Annotated in this window: 13 protein-coding genes and 1 riboswitch; of the genes, 12 read left to right on the top strand and 1 reads right to left on the bottom strand. The window is 26.6% G+C overall.

Annotated elements, in window-relative coordinates; genetic code table 11:
- The first annotated feature begins 34 nt into the window (after positions 1-34).
- From QOZ93_RS08565 to QOZ93_RS08545, 5 genes are all read left to right on the top strand, one after another.
- Positions 35-646: a 3'-5' exonuclease gene (locus tag QOZ93_RS08565; protein WP_307355900.1), complete on the top strand. Its 612-nt coding sequence runs from the start codon at positions 35-37 to the stop codon at positions 644-646.
- Between the two features lie 19 nt (positions 647-665).
- Positions 666-2546, top strand: coding sequence for a type IA DNA topoisomerase (locus tag QOZ93_RS08560; protein WP_307355931.1), 1881 nt, complete (start codon positions 666-668; stop codon positions 2544-2546).
- A gap of 233 nt (positions 2547-2779) precedes the next feature.
- Positions 2780-4090 carry a hypothetical protein gene (locus QOZ93_RS08555; protein WP_307355899.1) on the top strand — a complete coding sequence of 437 codons (1311 nt, stop codon included), beginning with the start codon at positions 2780-2782 and terminating at the stop codon, positions 4088-4090.
- Positions 4071-6140, top strand: a complete 2070-nt coding sequence (locus tag QOZ93_RS08550) for an McrB family protein (protein WP_307355897.1) — start codon at positions 4071-4073, stop codon at positions 6138-6140. The genes QOZ93_RS08555 and QOZ93_RS08550 overlap by 20 nt, the downstream gene beginning before the upstream one ends.
- Entirely contained in the window at positions 6124-7923 is a 1800-nt protein-coding gene (locus tag QOZ93_RS08545; protein WP_307355896.1) for a DUF2357 domain-containing protein, read from the top strand. The genes QOZ93_RS08550 and QOZ93_RS08545 overlap by 17 nt, the downstream gene beginning before the upstream one ends.
- A gap of 37 nt (positions 7924-7960) precedes the next feature.
- Here QOZ93_RS08545 and QOZ93_RS08540 read toward each other — a convergent pair whose 3' ends face one another.
- Positions 7961-9055 (bottom strand): HD-GYP domain-containing protein, encoded by a 1095-nt coding sequence (locus QOZ93_RS08540; RefSeq protein WP_307355895.1) that lies wholly within the window; start codon positions 9053-9055, stop codon positions 7961-7963.
- A gap of 244 nt (positions 9056-9299) precedes the next feature.
- On the opposite strand from QOZ93_RS08540, the gene QOZ93_RS08535 reads away from it, so the two are divergent.
- The 7 genes from QOZ93_RS08535 (at position 9300) to QOZ93_RS08505 (ending at position 19242) form a co-directional block, all read left to right on the top strand.
- Entirely contained in the window at positions 9300-10790 is a 1491-nt protein-coding gene (locus QOZ93_RS08535; protein ID WP_307355894.1) for a leucyl aminopeptidase, read from the top strand.
- A gap of 168 nt (positions 10791-10958) precedes the next feature.
- Positions 10959-12356, top strand: coding sequence for a dipeptidase PepV (pepV, locus tag QOZ93_RS08530; protein ID WP_307355893.1), 1398 nt, complete (start codon positions 10959-10961; stop codon positions 12354-12356).
- Positions 12357-12632: 276 nt separating this feature from the next.
- Positions 12633-12811: riboswitch (cobalamin riboswitch) on the top strand.
- Positions 12812-12924: 113 nt separating this feature from the next.
- Entirely contained in the window at positions 12925-13953 is a 1029-nt protein-coding gene (locus QOZ93_RS08525; RefSeq protein ID WP_307355892.1) for an ABC transporter substrate-binding protein, read from the top strand.
- 84 nt (positions 13954-14037) lie between these two features.
- Positions 14038-15069, top strand: coding sequence for a FecCD family ABC transporter permease (locus QOZ93_RS08520; protein ID WP_422723879.1), 1032 nt, complete (start codon positions 14038-14040; stop codon positions 15067-15069).
- Positions 15070-15840 carry an ABC transporter ATP-binding protein gene (locus QOZ93_RS08515; RefSeq protein WP_307355890.1) on the top strand — a complete coding sequence of 257 codons (771 nt, stop codon included), beginning with the start codon at positions 15070-15072 and terminating at the stop codon, positions 15838-15840.
- A gap of 138 nt (positions 15841-15978) precedes the next feature.
- The gene (locus tag QOZ93_RS08510; protein WP_307355889.1) at positions 15979-17076 is read left to right on the top strand and encodes a mandelate racemase/muconate lactonizing enzyme family protein; all 1098 of its coding nucleotides are present in this window, start codon (positions 15979-15981) and stop codon (positions 17074-17076) included.
- A gap of 30 nt (positions 17077-17106) precedes the next feature.
- Entirely contained in the window at positions 17107-19242 is a 2136-nt protein-coding gene (locus QOZ93_RS08505) for a HelD family protein (RefSeq protein ID WP_307355888.1), read from the top strand.
- The last annotated feature ends 14 nt before the right edge of the window (positions 19243-19256 follow it).

Here is a 19256-nt window from a genome sequence, read left to right as displayed (position 1 = left end):
TTATCAGATTCAGTATAAAGGAGTTAGTAAAATAATGAAAAGTATTTTTTTAGATACAGAAACTACAGGATTAAGGCCAGGTCAAATTGCGCAACTTACTTATTTAGTTGAAGAAGATAAACAATTAGTTGGAATGAAAAATTATTTTTTTTCTGTTGAAAATATGGAATCAGAGGCAGAGAAAGTTCATGGATTTAGTAAAGAAAAATTAGAGATGTTATCAGAAGGATTTACATTTCAAGATTTAGTAGAAGAAATCCAAGAAGACTTTGAGGATGGTATTATAATTGCTCATAATGTTGGGTTCGATAAGAAATTTATAGATACAGAATTCCAAAGATGTTTTCTTTTACCTGGGTATTCTAAAGAATTTTGTACTATGAATTATTTTAAAAATATAACTAAAATACCAAGTAAAAATGGAGCAGGTTTTAAAAATCCTAGGTTAGAAGAAGTTGTTGATTTCTATAAAATTGATAAGAAATTAATTTTAAATAAAACGAAAATGTTATATGGATGTGATGATATAGATTTTCATGATGCTAGATATGACGTAATGGCAATGTATATGTGTTGTTTAAAATCTAAAAATAGGGAAGTAGTTACTTCACCATTTTGGGATGAACCTTTAGAAATATTTAAATAGGAGTTAGTCGGTGATTTTAATGAAAACTTTAATTTTAGCAGAAAAACCTTCCGTAGGAAGAAATATAGCGGAAGCGTTAAATTGTAAGAAAAAAGGTGATGGGTATTTAGAGGGAGAAAGTTATATTATAACTTGGGCCTTTGGTCACCTTTTAACATTATATGATTGTAAAGATTATGATGAAAAATTAGCATTATGGAGTTTTGATAATTTTCCGTATATACCAGAGGAATTTAAATACAAAATAAAAAATGATTCAAAAGTAAGAAATAAAGTAGATGCAGGTGCACAAAAACAATTAGGAGTTATAAAGAAATTAGTAGAAAGAGAAGATGTGGAAAGGGTTATTTCAGCCACAGACTTTGATAGAGAAGGAGAAACTATAGCACTTTTAATATTTAACTATATAAAAGTAAAAAAACCTATATATAGAATATTAATTAATGAGTGGACTCCCGATGAAATAAAAAGAGGGTTAGAAAATTTAAAGAAAAATGAAGAAATGAAATTATTACAAGATGCGGGTATGAGCAGACAAATAACAGATTGGGTTATAGGTATTAATTTTACGTCTATGGCTACATTAAAATATTGTAGAGGAAAAGGTAATTTACTTAACATAGGTAGAGTATTACTTCCTACTTTAAAAATGATATATGATAGAGATATGAAAATCAAGAATTTTAAAGTAGAACAATTTTTTGAGTTATATGCAGATTTTGGAGCTAAAAATGGAGAATATAAAGGAAAATTTTTTCATAATAAACTAGATAAATTTCCTAAAAAAGAAAGTGTTGAGAGATTAAAAAAAGAGCTTAAAGATAGAGAAGGACAGATTACAGAAAAAAAGATAGAATTAAAAAAAGAATATCCTGCAGCGCTTTTTAATTTAACAAATCTTCAAGGATATATTACAAGTAAATATAAGGGGTGGACTGCTGATAAAGTTTTAAAGGTTGCTCAAAGTTTATATGAAAAAAAGTTTATAACTTATCCAAGAACATCCAGTACGGCTTTAGAAGAAAGCTTAAAGGATAAGGCAGAGAAGGTTTTGAATTCTGTTAAACGAGGATTAGCTTTTGAGGATGAAATAAAATTTTCTGTTACTAAAAAAGTATTTAATAATGCAAAAGTAGAAAGTCATAGTGCTATAATACCTACATATATTACTCCAAAATCTTTAAGTGAAGATGAAGTTAAAGTTTATAAGGCTATAAAAAATAGATTTATTTCTCAGTTTATGGAACCAGCAGAATTTGAACATACAGAGATAATTACTACAATTCAAGGTGACAAATTTGATAGATTATTTTCAACAAAAGGTAAAATTCTAAAAAAACAAGGGTGGTTAAAGCTTGATGGTGTTGATAAAAAGGATGAGTTATTGCCTAGCGTTGAAAAGGGAGAAAAAGTTGATGTTTTAGAACTTAAAATAAAAAGTAAAAAAACTAAACCACCAGCGCATCATACAGAGAAAACATTACTTAAAGCTATGGAGACTTGTGGAAAAAATAATGACAGTAATGATGATGATAAGGAAGAAACTTCATTAGAAGTTTTGAGTGGATATTCTATTGGTACAGCTGCAACTAGGGCTGAAATAATAAATAAATTAAAATATGCTGGATATGTGGAACCTAAAGGAAAATCACTTTTAATTACAGAAAGAGGACTTAGATTAATACATTCTTTCCCAGTAAAAGAACTTTTAGATACAGATTATACCGGAAGAATGGAAAAGGCACTGGCGGATATGGAAAGGGGTTCTATGGGTAAAGATGTATTTTTAAAATATATATTTAAATTTACACGTAGTGGAGTAGAACGAATAAAAAGAGGACCTAGGGTAATTATTTGTGATAGTAGAGAAAATCAGAAAGAAGAAACTAAAATAAATTAATATTTATAAAACAATACTTTTATGCTTTTTAGTATAAGTTTAAAGGTATTGTTTTTTTTTAGAGAAGAAGTCGTTGCTTTTTTACAATTAAAAATATTTAATATATAATAGAATTGTGATATTATAATAAGTTTAATATTAAGTTATTTCAATGAAATGTGTTTTAAAATAGTATATTTTGGTTAATTTGATATAAGGAGATTGTTTAAGAATTAATAGTTTGGGAGGAAAATATGAATGAAGTAGAATTTTTTCTAAGTCTATTAGATAATAAGGGTGCAGATGAGGTTTTGAAAATTTTAGGTGATAATACTAAGAAAAGAGATTTATCTTTTAAAAAGTTTAAGATAAAGAATTGTATTAATAATCCAGGAATATATAATAAAAAACATAAAGTAACACCTTTTTACATGATTCTAAAAAGATATGAAATAGAGAAATTAGGGGCCTTAAAAAAGAAAGAATTTTTTTATTTTTTAAGTAACTGTGAAAAAAACGAAGGTATAAAGGAATATCAAAAATTTGCTAATGCATTATGTTTTTATCCAGAAGAAACTAAAAAAATGCTACCTAAATTAATTGAAAATTATAAATTGTATAATGAAATTTTTATAAAAAGAGAATGTGATTGTAATGAAGATGAAATTAGGGAGTATTATAGTAAAATAAATCCTTTTGTACAAGAAGATTTATATGAAGTATTTATTACATATTGTGAAGAAGAATTAGATGGATTTAATATTGAAGAATATCATGAATTGTATAAAGAAATTAAAGAGTGGGGTTTAAGTGATTTAAGTAATAAAATAAAAGATAAATCTAAGAAATATCCAGTTTATTTAATTCAATATTTATATTTAAAAAATAATCAACATGAAACAAATAAAATAAAAAATGGTTTAATCATGGAAATAATAGATGGATACATTCAAGAAAAACAAAGAAATTTTACATCTATAATGGATGATGTGGAACTAAAACACAGAGAACTAAGAAAAAAAATAGAAAATTATGAATCTAACTTATATAATATAAAAAATAAAGTGAAAATTTTAAATACCAGAAATGAAGAATTACAGCATGATATACAAGAAAACAGAAAAGATAGTATAACTGAATTTCAATCCATAGAAAAAGAAAATTTAAAGCTAAAAAAAGAAATTGAAAGTTTAAAAGAAAGAATAACAAAATTAGATGTATATAATAATTGTGCTTTTAGAACTAATACGGAAGAGAAAATTTTTGCTGTAGTATATTCAATAAAAGAAGGAATATTTAAAAATATTTTTCCAGAAATGATATTTTTAGATGGAAATAGTATAGATAAAGAACTAAAAGAAAAAGACCTTTCACTTATAAACAAAATATATATTCAAAGACATGGATTAAATAATGACATTATAAATAAAGTTAAAGAGTTTGCAAAAAAATATGATATTCAATGTAATATTTTTATGGCATGTAATGAAAAAGAATTAATAGAGCAACTAGTTAAAGAAAAGATAAATATAGGGGGGGATAAATATGAGTATAAATCAATGTGATAAAAGAGAACTATTGGAATGCAATGAAGAATGTTATTTATTAGGAATATTAGCAACAGAACAAGAAACATACCCAACTATAGGGGATACACAAGACGCAGTAGCTATAATGCGAAATAGTGATTTCAATAATATAATTTTTTATATAAAATCTTTAACTTATGAGCCTACCCCTATAAGTTATTCTTTAAATTCTGTTATGCAATCTGATTATTATGTTGGAATTGATGTGTATCAGTCACAATCAATTTTTGATAGTTCTTATAGATTAACCTCCGATATTAATAAAAAGATTTCAATGGTTAGGCAAAAATTTGAAAATAAATTAATATTGTTCAAGCCCAAAATAAATATAAAAGAAGTAACTGAAAAAATTTATAAAAATTTAGATGTTATAGCCACAGAGGATTATGTAGGATTAAATTTAAATATGGAATTTATGTATGTGCCAAGGATAGATATAAGTAATGGGGAGTTTGAAAAAAGATTATTAAACGAGGAATATATAATATTAAAAGATTATAGTCATTATATGGTTACTTCTCCAGAGTATATTTTATGTGGAGAATATTTATATACTAATTTTACAAAATGGAAAAGAGTAGAGAATAAAAATAAATTATGGCGCCATATGGGAAACAATATAAAAAAAATAAAGTTGGATTTTAAAAATAAAGATGTACGTAAAAAATTTATAATTGGAACAAAAAATCTTGAGTTTGCAGAGAGAATATATTTAGAAAATGATATTGTTGAAAAACTTAAAGATAAATTTGAAATAGTTATGAATACGGTTCAGTTCAATTTTGAGAAAATAGAAAACAAATCTATAGAAACTCAAGAAAAGGAAAGTTTTATAGATTCAGCAGAAAATACAGAGGAAATAGAAAGAATTAATAAGACTCAGGAGGATAATACGGAATTAAAATTTTTACAATGTTTAAAAGAATATACTATAGAAAATGAACTTTGTTATGATGAAAAAGATTTATATAACTTTCATTTAAGTGTTAAAACAAATCCCTTAACTATAATTGCGGGCATGAGTGGAACAGGAAAAACTAGACTTGCTTCTGCCTATGCCAAAATTTTAGGAGTTGAGGAATCAGAAGATACACTGTTGATTCTGCCAGTTAGTCCATCTTATACTGAGCCAGGAGATATATTGGGATATTTAAATAATATAAATAAAATGTACATGCCTTCAGAAACTGGACTTGTAGATTTACTTGTTCATGCTCAAAACAACCCTTATAAAATGCATATGGTAATTTTTGATGAAATGAATTTATCACAAATAGAACATTGGTTTGCTCCATTTATATCAGTATTAGAACTTGAGGGTGAGGAAAGAAAAATTAAGTTATATGCTGAAAATGTAATATGTGACAATAAAGATAAGTATCCAAGATATATACATTTAAGAAATAACATTATTTTTGTAGGAACTGTTAATATGGATGAAACTACTAGGGATTTTTCGGATAGACTTTTGGATCGTGCTAATATAGTAGTACCCCAAAAAAGAACATTTATTTCTTTAAAAATACAGAAAGAAGAAAACAAGGATAGAAAGATAATTAGGACTTTTAGAAATAAATATAGTTTTTCACAATATAAAACATGGATTAATAATGAAAAGACACCTTTGGAAGCATATAAAGATGAAGAACTTAAATTTTTGGATGATTTACATGAGTTAATTCAAAAGTATGATTATCAAAAAGGGGTCTCTTTTAGGATATTTAATAGAATCGGATCTTATTTGAATAATATTCCTAAAATCAATGAAGATGAGTACTTGATTTCTAGAGAAGATGCTTTTGATATTCAAATTAAGCAAAGATTGCTTACTAAAATTAGAGGAAGTGAAAAACAATTTGAAAGGTTAATAGGCATACTTAAAGAAATGGAGGGGGAACCTTTAAATAGCGAACTATATAATTTCTTTAATAGTGCAGAAGCGCAAAAGATAAGTCATTTTAGACTTACTAAAAAAGAAATATGTAGAAAAGCTAAGGAGTTAAGTATGTATGGATATACAAGCTAATATTATCTTGGAAATAGAAAATAAAGCTAAAAATGAAAATAAAAAAAAGATATTTTCACTTAATAATAATTTTAATGTAAATACTGAGAAAGAATTATTTTACTTTTATGAATATGAAAGTATTAATATATGTTTAGAGAGCAATGATAAAGATGCATATCTTAAATTGTACGAGATAGATGAGGAAGTAAAGAAACTTAAAGTTGGAGAGATATATCAATTATCATCTATAAATACAACTGATAAAATGTTGGTTCCTGGAAATTATGTACTAAAAGTAAAAACTATTAATAATAGTTTTGAAACATATTTTACGGTTAGACCTTCTGCAATGTCTTGGGAAGGATTAACTAACATGAGAGTATATTTAGAAAGTATTTTAAAAGGACTCTCTCATGATGTGTATAAAAATAAGAATATAGTAACTAATGATTCAAAAAATAGTGATTGGGGTTTTTTAGAATTTTATAAATATATTGAAGAAAATTATAAGAATTTAGATAGTATTTTATTGAATATATTTAGAGATCCCATAAGAGAGGTTACTAAAAAATATAGTGAGAGAGACTATTCTAATAAAGTAGATTTAAAATCTCAACGCTGGTTGGTTAATAAAGGAATGAGTTTAAATAGTAATACCTATAATCCAACAAAGTTTTATGAAAAACATACTGATTTTACTAAAGATAATTATGAAAATAAATGGCTAAAAAAGATATTAAGTGACATGTTTTTAGAAATGAAAAATATTGAAAATTATTACTATAATTTATTATGTAAAGTTTTAAGAGAAGAGCAAACATTGTGTGAAAAAAGAAGCTTTTTAGAAGAAAAAGATAAAAATAGATTTAAAAGTGAACTTTTTAGCAAGGGTTTTATGAAAGATAGAATTAGAGATTTAAAAGAGATTGATAGAACATTATTAAAAATAGATAAACGAAAAAAAAACCTAAATTATTATTTAAGTAATATAACTAAACTAAGGGATAAACTCGCATACTATATAAATGATACATGGCTTAAAGAAATTAATGGATATAAAGAAATTATAAAACCATCTTTTAAAGTTATGAAGGATAGAAGATATTCAGAGGTATATCATTTTTATGAAGCGTTATTTGAGTTACAGGATAAAGGAAATAGTATAAGTAAATTTCCATATAAAAATACACCTAAGCTATTTGAATATTATGTTTTTTTAACTATAAAACAAATTATAGAAGATTTTGGTTTTAGATGGATGAAAGGTTGGCTTATGGACAAAGATGAAACTTTTAATTGTTTTAATGAGTTACCTAAGAATACTAAAATAACATTAGAAAAAGATAATTATACAGTTTCTATACAATATGAAAAGAGGATAGAGAAAAATCCAACAGATTTAAATAATTATGAACTTATATCCAATGCTTATCATAGATCACCTGATATAATTGTTTCAATATTTAAGGATAGTATATTTCTTGAATCTTTTATAGTAGAAGTTAAGTGTAGAAAATTTTCATATATATATAATGAATATGCACAGACAGACACCATAGAGCAAGTTAGAGATTATTTAACAGTAAGTATATATGATAAGATAACAAAACGAGTTAAAAGAAATTGTATTAATAGAGTTATAATTGTTTATCCAATGCAAGATGTGAATTCAAAAATACAACATGAATTTTATGATATTAATTTTATAGGGATTAAACCTTCTATAGATTGTAAAAAAAGCCAAGGATATATGGAACTTAAAAATCAAGTTAATGAAATTATGTCTTTTTATAATTTATAAATATAAAGAAAAAAGTGTATGGGATTTCCTATACACTTTAATTTTTTGAATAAACTTCCTCAATATATAAGTCTTCAATATATAATTCTGTGGTTTTACTTAGATCGATAAATTGTTCATCTACTAAAATGAGAGGTCGTGATATATCATATATATTTGTCTTAATTATTTTACCTATATGCCCTGTATTTAGAACTATAAGTTCCCCAGTAAAATAATCTCCTACTTTTTCAATAAATGTTGTTAAATAGATAGGATCTAGTTTATTTATATATTCTTTTTGTAAAACTTCTAGTGCTTTAAAAGGAGATACTTTATTAGAATAAGATTTATTGGAAGTCATGGCATCGAATATATCTACAATGCTTATAATTTTAGCTAAATTAGTTATCTTATCATTTTTTATACCTAGTGGATAACCTGAACCATCTATTCTTTCGTGATGCATCAGTACAGCATTAGAAACAAGAGGAGATATATATGGTAAATCTTTTAATAAATCATATCCTAAAACAGGATGTTTTTTTACTATTTCAAATTCTTCTTTTGTTAATTTTGCTGGTTTATTTAATATTTTAGGATCTATTTTTGTTTTCCCAATGTCATGTAAAAGACCAGCATGACTTAATAAAGTTATTTCTCTATCAGAAAAATTTAGCCATCTACCTAAAATAGACGCAAGTACAGCAACATTGGCAGAGTGTCTAACCAAATATTCATCAATTTCTCTTTCATTAGTTATGGTTTTTAATGCATATGTGTAATCATTAACTTCTTCTAATATATTAGAGGATATTTCTTTTATATTATTTAATTTTGGTTTTGTATTTATGGTAATATAACTTAACATTTGATCAACATTTGACGAAATATCTTCAAAAACTTGTTCTACTTTTTCTAATTTTTTTGTAGATATTTCTTTAGCACAAATTTCTAAGGCATTAGGAACAGAGTGCTTATAAATTTCAATTTTCCCGAAAGGAAAAATATATTGAATTTTTTTTATTAATTTATTGTTTAATTTTAAGTCTTTAGTAATAAGTTTTGCTTTTTCATTAAAAATATCTTTAGCTACTATCATTCCTTCTTGTAAATCCTTAGTTTTAACTAAAACCCATTCTTTAGAATTCATGAATTTCCTCCTTGAATGTATGTAAAAATATTTTCCATATAATATATAATATATGTTGAAACGGTAAAGATTCTAAAAATTTATAAAAAAAAGAAAATTTATACATATTAATTATATCAAATTTATCTAGAAAATAAATAAAATTTCAAGAAAAAATATTAAATGTTAAAATTAGTTAAGTTGAAGGACAAAATTATTTAGAATATAATAACTATAATAAGTAAAATATTTGGGGGGATAATTTGTGAATATAACTTTGTTAAGCCAAAATGAACAATATGATAATAATTCTTTTATTATTCCAGTTTTTAAGAATGGAAATAATGCACATCTAACAGAAGAATTTAAGGGAGTAGTAAATGATTTATTAAGAAATAAAAAATTTAAGGGAGATTTGGAAGAAATATTTATCTTAAATTTCATTAAAAAAGGTAAGTTTAACACTATTTTATTTTTAGGAATGGGTAATGAAAATGAACTAGAGAGTGAAAGCATTAGAAGGGGAATATCAAAAGCGGTAAAAAAGGCTATAGAATTAAAATTATCAGAACTTAATATTTTATTATTTAATAATATAAATTTATCTTATAAAAGAATTGTTGAATTAATAGTAGAATCTTCTATTTTAAGTAAATATACTTTTGACAAATATAAGACTGATAAAAAAGTATTTGAAATTAGTAAAATAAATTTATTACAAGAAGGTTTAGATGAGAATATTAAAAAATGTATTAAGGATGGAATTGAAGAAGCAAAAATATTAGCTGAAACTACCATAGTGGCTAGAGAACTTATAAATGAACCCTCAAATAAATTAGACCCGAGTAAATTAGCTGAAAATGCTAAAAGGGCTGGAGAACAATATGGATTTGAAACTGATATATTAAATAGAGAACAAATTAGAGAGCTTAACATGGAGGCGTTTTTATCTGTAGCTCAGGGGGCAATTAATGAGCCTAAATTAATCGTAATGAGATATTTTGGTGATAATGATAATAAAGAAATCCTAGGATATGTAGGTAAAGGATTAACTTATGATAGTGGTGGATATTCTTTGAAACCATCTAGTTCTATGGAAACTATGAAATCAGATATGGCAGGTGGAGCAGCGGTAATAGGAGCTATTAGTGCCATTGCAAAAAGAAAACTTAAAATAAATATAGTTGCAGTTATAGCAGCTTGTGAAAATTTACTTTCAGATAAAGCGTATAAACCAGGGGATATTATAAATTCAATGGGAAGAAAAACTGTAGAGGTTGTTAATACAGATGCTGAAGGAAGATTGACTTTAATAGATGCTGTTTATTATACTATTCATAAAGAAAAGGTTACTCAAATTCTTGATATTGCAACTTTAACTGGTGCTGTATATTCTGCATTGGGCAGAGTATGTACGGGAGTTATAACAAATCAAGAAAAATTTTTGGATAAACTAAAAAATGCATCGGATTTATCAGGAGAAAAAATATGGGAATTACCTGTATTTAAAGAATATAAGCAACAACTAAAATCGGATGTAGCGGATTTAAAAAATTCAGGGTCAAAAGGAGCCGGTACTATAGTAGCGGGATTATTTATAGGTGAATTTATAGATAATATTCCATGGCTGCATATGGATATAGCAGGAACCTCTTGGAGTGATGATAGTAAGTATTATTATTCCAAAGGAGCAACAGGTGTTGGAGTTCGAACACTGTACTATTTAGCTAAATTAATGAGTGAAGAGAATATTTAAAGTGTACTAATAAAGAATGTATAAAATTTAACAAATAACTAATATAGTTGGTTGATTTCTGTCTATATAAACATTATACTAGAATTGTGGCAATATTAATTAAATTGTAACTTTATCTTAATTCTAACGGTGAAAGGGGGTACCTAAAAGCGATTTTAGGGAAATATTATGGAATTAAATAAAAAAATTGATGAGATGAGAGAACAAATTATTCAAACAACTCAGGAGTCTATAAGAATCAAAAGTGTTGCAGATGAATCACAGGCTAAAGATGGTATGCCTTTTGGTGAAGGACCAGTAAAAGCTTTAGAACATGTATTAGAAGTTTCAAAAAAATTAGGCTTTAAAACAGTAAATGTAGATAACTATGTTGGATATGCAGAGTTTGGTACTGGTGAAGAATATATAACTGCACTTGGACATGTAGATGTAGTACCAGAGGGAGATGGATGGATTCATCCGCCATATGCAGCCGAAATACATGATGGAAAATTATATGGAAGAGGTGCTTTAGATGATAAAGGACCTATAATAGCAACATTATATGGTGCTAAGGCTATTATGGATTTAGGATTACCGATATCAAAAAGAATTAGAATTATATTTGGTACAAGTGAAGAAATTGGTAGTGATGAGTTAGAACGTTATTTAAAAAAAGAAAAACCTCCTGTTCTAGGATTCACTCCAGATGCTGAATATCCAATAATAAATGGAGAAAAAGGAATTGTTGATTTAGACTTAGTTAAATGTTTTAAGGAAAAACAAAATGGAGATGTAATTCTTAAACACATTAAAGGTGGTCAAGCAGGTAATGTAGTTGCAGATTATTGTGAAGCTTTAATAGAAACTAACAATCAACAAGAAATCACTGATAAATTAGAGAAATTTATAAAAGAAACATCTTATGAATTATCACTAGAAAAGAAAGAAAATGGCATATTAGTTAAAGCAAAAGGAATGGGAGCTCATGGAAGTACTCCTTGGCTTGGAAAAAATGCTATAATGCATTTAATTAAATTTTTAGCTGAAATAGAATTTTCAAGTAAAGAAATAAATCAATATATTGCTTTCTTAAATAATAATATTGGAACTGAAACTTCTGGTGAATCTTTTGGAATTTATTTAGAAGATAAAGTATCAGGAAAATTGGCATTTAATGTAGGTGTTATTAAAATGACAGAAGAAAGAGCTGATCTTACATTAAATATAAGACATCCAGTAACAAATAAACTTGATGATATGATGGATCCATTTAAGAAAAAAATAGAAGGTACTGATTTTACAATTGAAAATTTTGCATATCAAGCACCTTTATATTTTGAAGAAAGTCATCCACTTGTTAAAGCATTGCAAAAAGTTTATACAGAACAAACTGGTAAAGAAGCTACATTATTATCTATAGGTGGAGGAACATATGCAAAAGAAATTCCAAACACACTTGCATTTGGACCTATATTCCCAGGTGGAGAATCTACAATTCATCAAGCTAATGAATATATAAGAGTAGATAACTTAATATTAAATGCAAAAATATATGCACATGCATTATATGAGCTTGCGAAATAAAGATCTAATACACATGCATTATATGAGCTTGCGAAATAAAAGCTAATACATGTATTCATGATGTTGTTAAATAAAAATTTATGATCAAATAAATTATTAATCGCTATTATTTTAGATAAAATAATAGCGATTTTTGTTTAAGTAGTTATAAAAACTTATATATAGTTATATATAGGAAATTTTAAGATGAAAGTGCTATAATTTGTTGACAAGCATTTTTGTTTGAGATAAAATATCAATGTATTATAAGAATAATTGTAATATTTTATATAAAATTGAATACGAGATCATTAAGGTTCTTTTTAGATTAATAGGGAAGATGGTTAAAATCCATCACAGCCCCCGCTACTGTAAAAGTGGACGAACCCCTTGTATAAAACCACTGTGAAAATGGGAAGGTTAGGGTAGTAGGAAGAAACTTAAGTCAGGATACCTGCCTTAGTGAATGGAAATCTATACTTCGGAGGGAAGTACTAGTTTACTTTGTTACATTGTTATATTTAAACTAGCCATTCTTTCTATGACTAGTTTTTTTATTTATAAAAATAAGGGTGAGAAGGGGAAAAATATGAGGAATAAAAGATTAATTAGTTTAATATGTTCTTTAAGTATTGTTACTGTACTAATGAGTGGATGTGGGACTAAATCATCAGAAAGTAAGACTGAGGATAAAAAACAAAATGCACAAGTTGAACAAAAGCAAGAAAAGAAATCCAATTATCCAGTAGAAATTACTAATTATGATGAAGATGGTAATGAAGTAAAGGTAGTTTTTAAGGAAAAACCTAAAAAAGTTATAACAACTAATGAACCACCAACAGAATTATTATTAACACTAGGATTAGAGGATTGCATGATAGGTACATCATATTTAGATAATCCTATATTACCAGAATTAAAAGAAAAATATGATAAGATACCTGTATTATCTGAAAAGTATCCATCAAAAGAAGTTGTACTTAGCAAACAACCAGATTTACTTTTTGGTTGGTCAAGTGTATTTATGGATAAAAACTTAGGAACAGTTAAATCATGGAATGAAAGAGGCGTTAATACATTTATTCAAAGAAATTCAGGAATAATGAAAAAGGCAACTATTGAAAATGCATGTAAGGATATAAAAGATATAGGAAAAATATTCGATGTTGAAGATAAAGCAGAGAAATTAGTTAAAAAAATTGAAGATAGAGTAAAAGAAGTAGAGAATAAAACAAAAGGAAAAGAAAAACTTAAAGTGTTAATTGTGGAAGCTGGAGAAAATAATAAATATTATGCTTATAAAGAAAAATCTTTAGCAAGTGACATGGTAGAAAAAGTAGGCGGAATAAATGCAGCTCCAAAAGGTGGAGATTTAAGTGTAGAAAATATATTAAAAATAAATCCAGATGCAATAGTATTAATAAATTATGAAATGCAAAAATCAGACAATAAAGGATCAGATGAAATGAAAAAGAATAAGGCACTTCAAAAAGTAAATGCAATAAAAAATAATAAGGTAATAGATACACCTCTTGCAGAAACATATGCTGGTGGAGTAAGAATAATTAATGGATTAGATAGATTTGCTAAAGGTTTCTATCCAGATTTAATTAAATAGTCTAATTATTAAAGGGTGAATTAAGTGAACGAAACAAGTGCAGAAATAAAAAAATCCTTATATAAAGAAAAATGTAAGTTTATAATGATTTTAGCAGTATTAATTGTAGTTTTAATTTTTTCTATACTAATTTCTATAACACTAGGACAGGTTGATATAAAGCTTTCAGAAGTATTTAAGGTTCTTGTATATAATATTTTTAAGCTGCCAGGTGTAGAAAAAGTTAATAAACAAGTGGGAATGGCATATGAAATAATATGGCTTATTAGATTTCCAAGAGTACTTTTATCTTTTATAGTGGGTATGGGATTATCAGTAGTAGGGGTAGTTATGCAAAGTATAGTCCAAAATCCATTAGCTGATCCATATACATTAGGTATTTCTTCTGGAGCTTCATTAGGAGCAACATTTGCTATACTAATAGGAGTAAATGGGATTTTTGGACCTAATTCTGTAGGGGTTATGGGATTCTTAGGAGCCTTTTTAGCAGCTATGTTTGTTTTTGGATTAGCCAATATAAAGGGAAGAGCGTCTTCTGTAAAACTTATATTATCTGGACTTGTAATTAGTACAATATGTTCATCTTTTACAAGTTTTATTATATATATAGCACCTAATGAACAAAAATTAAGAAGTGTTACTTTTTGGTTAATGGGAAGTTTAGCATCTGCTACGTGGGAAAATATATTGTTTCCATTAGTAACAACTATAGTAGGAGTAATTTACTTTATTTTTCAATTTAGAATTTTAAATTTAATGCTTATGGGAGATGAAACAGCTATAACTTTAGGAACAGATCTAAATAAGCATAGAATGAGTTATATTTTAATTACTTCATTTATCACTGGAGTAATTGTATCAGTTGCTGGTATGGTTGGATTTGTAGGACTAATGGTTCCACATGTAGTTAGAATAATTTTAGGAACAGATCATAAAAAATTAGTTCCTATAAGTGCATTAGTAGGGGCAATATTTTTAGTATGGACTGATGTTATGGCAAGATCATTAGTACCTAATGCTGAAATGCCTATAGGGATAATTACCTCAATAATTGGAGCACCTTTCTTTATATGGCTTATGGTAAAACGTGTATATGGTTTTGGAGGTAGCGAATAAATGAGGTTAGAAACTAAAAATATTGATGTTAATATAAATAAAACTGAAATAGTAAAAAATATAAGTTTAGCCGTTGAGAAAGGCGAGTTTGTAGGTATACTAGGACCAAATGGAAGTGGAAAATCTACTTTTTTAAAAAGTATATATAGAGTATTAAAGCCTAATAGTGGATATATATATTTAAATGGAAAAGAGCTAAATACTATTCCGATACAAGAAAGTGCTAAAGAAATGTCAATAGTAAGCCAATTTAATAGTTTTCAATTTGATTTTTCTGTAAAAGAAGTTGTAATGATGGGAAGATCACCTCATAAAAAGAAATTTGAAATGGATAATGCTAAAGATTATGAGATAGTAATTGAATGTTTAAAAAAGGTTTCTATGGAAGGTTATATAAATAGAAGATTTGCTACATTATCTGGTGGAGAAAAACAAAGAATCATTTTAGCAAGAGCTTTAGCACAACAACCTAAATTTTTAATTTTAGATGAACCTACAAATCACTTAGATATAAAATACCAATTGGAACTCTTAGAGGTAGTTAAAGGATTAGATATAGAGGTAATAGCAGCTTTACATGACTTAAATTTGGCAGCAATGTATTGTGATAAGATATATATAATGAAAAATGGAAACATTGTATCTTATGGAAAACCAGAGGAAGTCATTACTAAAGAAATGTTAAGAGATGTTTTTGAAGTAGATGGAGATGTATATATTCATCCTAAAACTAATAAAATCAATATAATTTATTTTGGAGTAAATTATTAAGAAAATTTAACAAGGTAACGATTAATAAATTTGTTAAATCATATAAAGATTGTGATATAATATTTAATAATTGACAATAAGCATGCACTTATAAATAGTTGCATGCTTATATATTTTTGGGGTGATGGAGGGATATGTATGAGAATAAAAGACATAGAAGTAGGAAAAATTAGATTACCTTTGAATACTGAATATTCTTTAGGGGTTGAAAGGGCAAAAAACCCTAAGGAAATAGTTATTAAGGTAATTACAGACACAGGGGAAATAGGAATAGGTAGTGCGGCAGCAACTCCTAATATTACTGGAGACATTGAAGCTTCTATTATTGGAGCCATACATTTTATTAAACCTTATATTTTAGACATGAATATTGATTGTAGAGATGAAATAATGCATGTTATAAATAAAAATTTAGTTCACAATAATTCAGCTAAAGCTGCTATAGATATGGCCATATATGATCTGTTTTGTAAAAAATATGGAATACCCTTATATAAATTATTGGGGGGATATGGATATTCTATAGGCACAGATATTACTATTAATTATGGCACAGTAGAAGAAATGGTAACTAAATCAGTAGAAGCCAGTATGGGTGGATGTGATTGTCTAAAAATAAAAATAGGATATACTGATGATGTTGCTGGTGATCTAGAAAGAGTTTTTGCTATAAAAAAGGCTGTAAAAAGAGATACTAGAATTAGAATAGATGGTAATCAAGGATGGGGTCCTAAAGAGGCGGTTAAAATTATAAGAAGAATAGAAAATATGGGATTAGATATTGAATTTGTAGAACAACCTGTAAAGGCTTGGGATTTTGAGGGATTAAAGTATGTAACAGATCATGTGGATACAGATATTTTAGCTGATGAATCTGTAATGGGACCACCACAAGCATTTAAAATAATAAATGCTAGAGGGGCAGATTTAATAGGCATTAAACTTATGAAATGTGGTGGAATTCATAATGCTATGAAAATATATAGTATGGCAGAAACTATGGGAATTAAATGTATGATGGGATGTATGATAGAAAGTAGAATAGGTATAACAGCGGCAGCAAGTTTTGCAGTAGCTAGAGGAAATATGATAAAATCAGATTTAGACACTATGCTAAGATTCTCTCACAATCCTATAATAGGAGGAGTAAGCTTAGAAAAAGATATTTTAACTTTACCAGATAAACCTGGTTTAGGTATAGAAGAAGTGCGAGGATGGGAAAAAATAGAACTGTAGATTTAAAATTAATGAGGTGATATCTTTAAAATGGCAGATGAATTAAAGAAACATTTAGAAAAAGAGTTACAATTAGAAATAGAGAAAGAAAAGTTAAAAGAAGTTATACAAATTATTAATGAAGAAACTCAAAAAGTAGTAAAGAGTAGAAAGAGTTTCTTAGATGAACTTTTGGAATATAGGAAAAAATTTATTGAAGAGTATAGAGATGATGAAGACAAGGTAATAGAATATTTTGATCATGAAAGATTTATGACTGAAGAAGCATTTAATCTTATGGATAAAAAATTAAAACAACTTAATATTTTAAAAATTAGTCCTTACTTTGGAAGAGTTGATTTTAGAGAAGAAGACTATGGTGTGGAAAATTTATATATAGGTAGATTCGGATTAATAAGAGAAGAAGATTATGAACCAATAGTTGTAGACTGGAGAAGTCCAGTAGCTTCATTATTTTATCAAGGGAAGTTAGGCGCTGCTTCTTATGAAGCACCAGATGGAACAGTTCCAGTAGAAATTTTAGGAAGAAGTCAATATATTATAAAAAATTCAATTTTAAAAGGTATGTTTAATTCTGAAATAGATGTAAAAGATGAAATACTTCAGATGGTTTTAAGTAGTAATTCAGAAGATAAGTTAAAAGATATAGTAATGACTATACAAAAAGAGCAAGATGAAATTATAAGAACTTCTCCTTATACAACAGTAGTTGTTGATGGAGTCGCAGGTAGTGGTAAAACTACAGTAGCATTGCATAGGATTGCATATCTTTTATATAATTACAGAAAAAATCTTGAAAATAAAGTATTGATCTTAGGCCCTAATGAAATTTTTATGGAATATATAAGTGAAGTGTTGCCTACATTGGGAGAAACCGCTGTAAAACAAAGTACATTTAAAGATTTTGCACTTAAGCTTTTAGGTATGGAAGAAGAAAAAATTATGACATATACAGAGTATATGGAGAAAATATTAAGTAAAGATCAAAAGTTCATAGAAGAGATATTATATAAAACTTCTAAAGAATATATAGAAAAATTAAATATATTTATAAAAGAATTTGAAGAAAATCATTTTAAAAATGAAGATATATATTTAATGGGATATAAAGTTGTAACAAGGGAAGAAATAAACGAGTTATTTAACCAATACTATAAAGATATGCCTCTATTTAGAAGAAGTAGAAAAATAAAAAGAATTATTATCTCAAAACTAAAAGACAAAAGAGATGAACTTGTAAGAGAAATACAAAAAGAGTTTAAGGAAAAGAAAGAAACATTAACTCCAGAAGAATTATTACTTCAAGAGAATGATTTAGATTTTAGAAGAAAAATAGCTATAAGAGAAGTTATAAAGGATCTTAAAAATGTAAGAAATTCTTTAGAATATTTAAATGGTGAAGATATAATAGATTTATATAATAATAGAATAAATAATAATAGAATACTTACTATGGATGATTTAGCGCCTATCTTGTATTTAAAATGTAAATTAGAAGGTTATAAGGTCTCAGAAGAAATAAAACATGTAGTAATAGACGAAGGACAAGATTTTTCAGAACTTCAATTTACAGTTATAAAAGATATTACAGGTGCTTCTTCAATGACAATTTTAGGTGATAGTAATCAAAGACTGATTCCGATCAAAGAAGAAGTTCCGTTAAAAAATATAGGTAATATATATGATTATAAGGATATAAAAGAATTTGCTTTAAAAACTAGTTATAGATCTACAAAAGAAATTATGGAATATGCAAATCAATTTTTAAACAATAATAATATAATACCATTAGTTAGAAATGGGGAAGAAGTTGAAGAAAAAAATTTAAGTGAATTGAATAATATAATTCAACTTATATTAGATAGAATATATAGAGCAAGAGAAAAGGAATATAATACAACTGGTATTATATGTAAAAACCTAGAGCAATGTAAAGAAATATATGAAAGTATAAAAGATAAAATTAATGTAAAGTTAATAGATAAGGAAGATTGTTTTTATAAGGGCGGTATAGTAATCCTTCCAACATACTTTGCTAAGGGATTGGAATTTGATGATGTAATAGCTGTTTTTGATGGAGATAAGGTGGAACAAGAAGCTTTCTTGAAATATGTAACTGCTACAAGAGCATTGCATAAATTAACTATAATAAATAAGCTTGTATAACTTTTAAGATAGAA

It is taken from the genome of Hathewaya limosa (genome assembly GCF_030815255.1).
Classification (GTDB): Bacteria; Bacillota; Clostridia; order Clostridiales; family Clostridiaceae; genus Hathewaya; species Hathewaya limosa.
The sequence above is the reverse complement of the archived record's forward strand: the minus strand, read 5'-3'. Positions and strand labels throughout refer to the sequence as shown.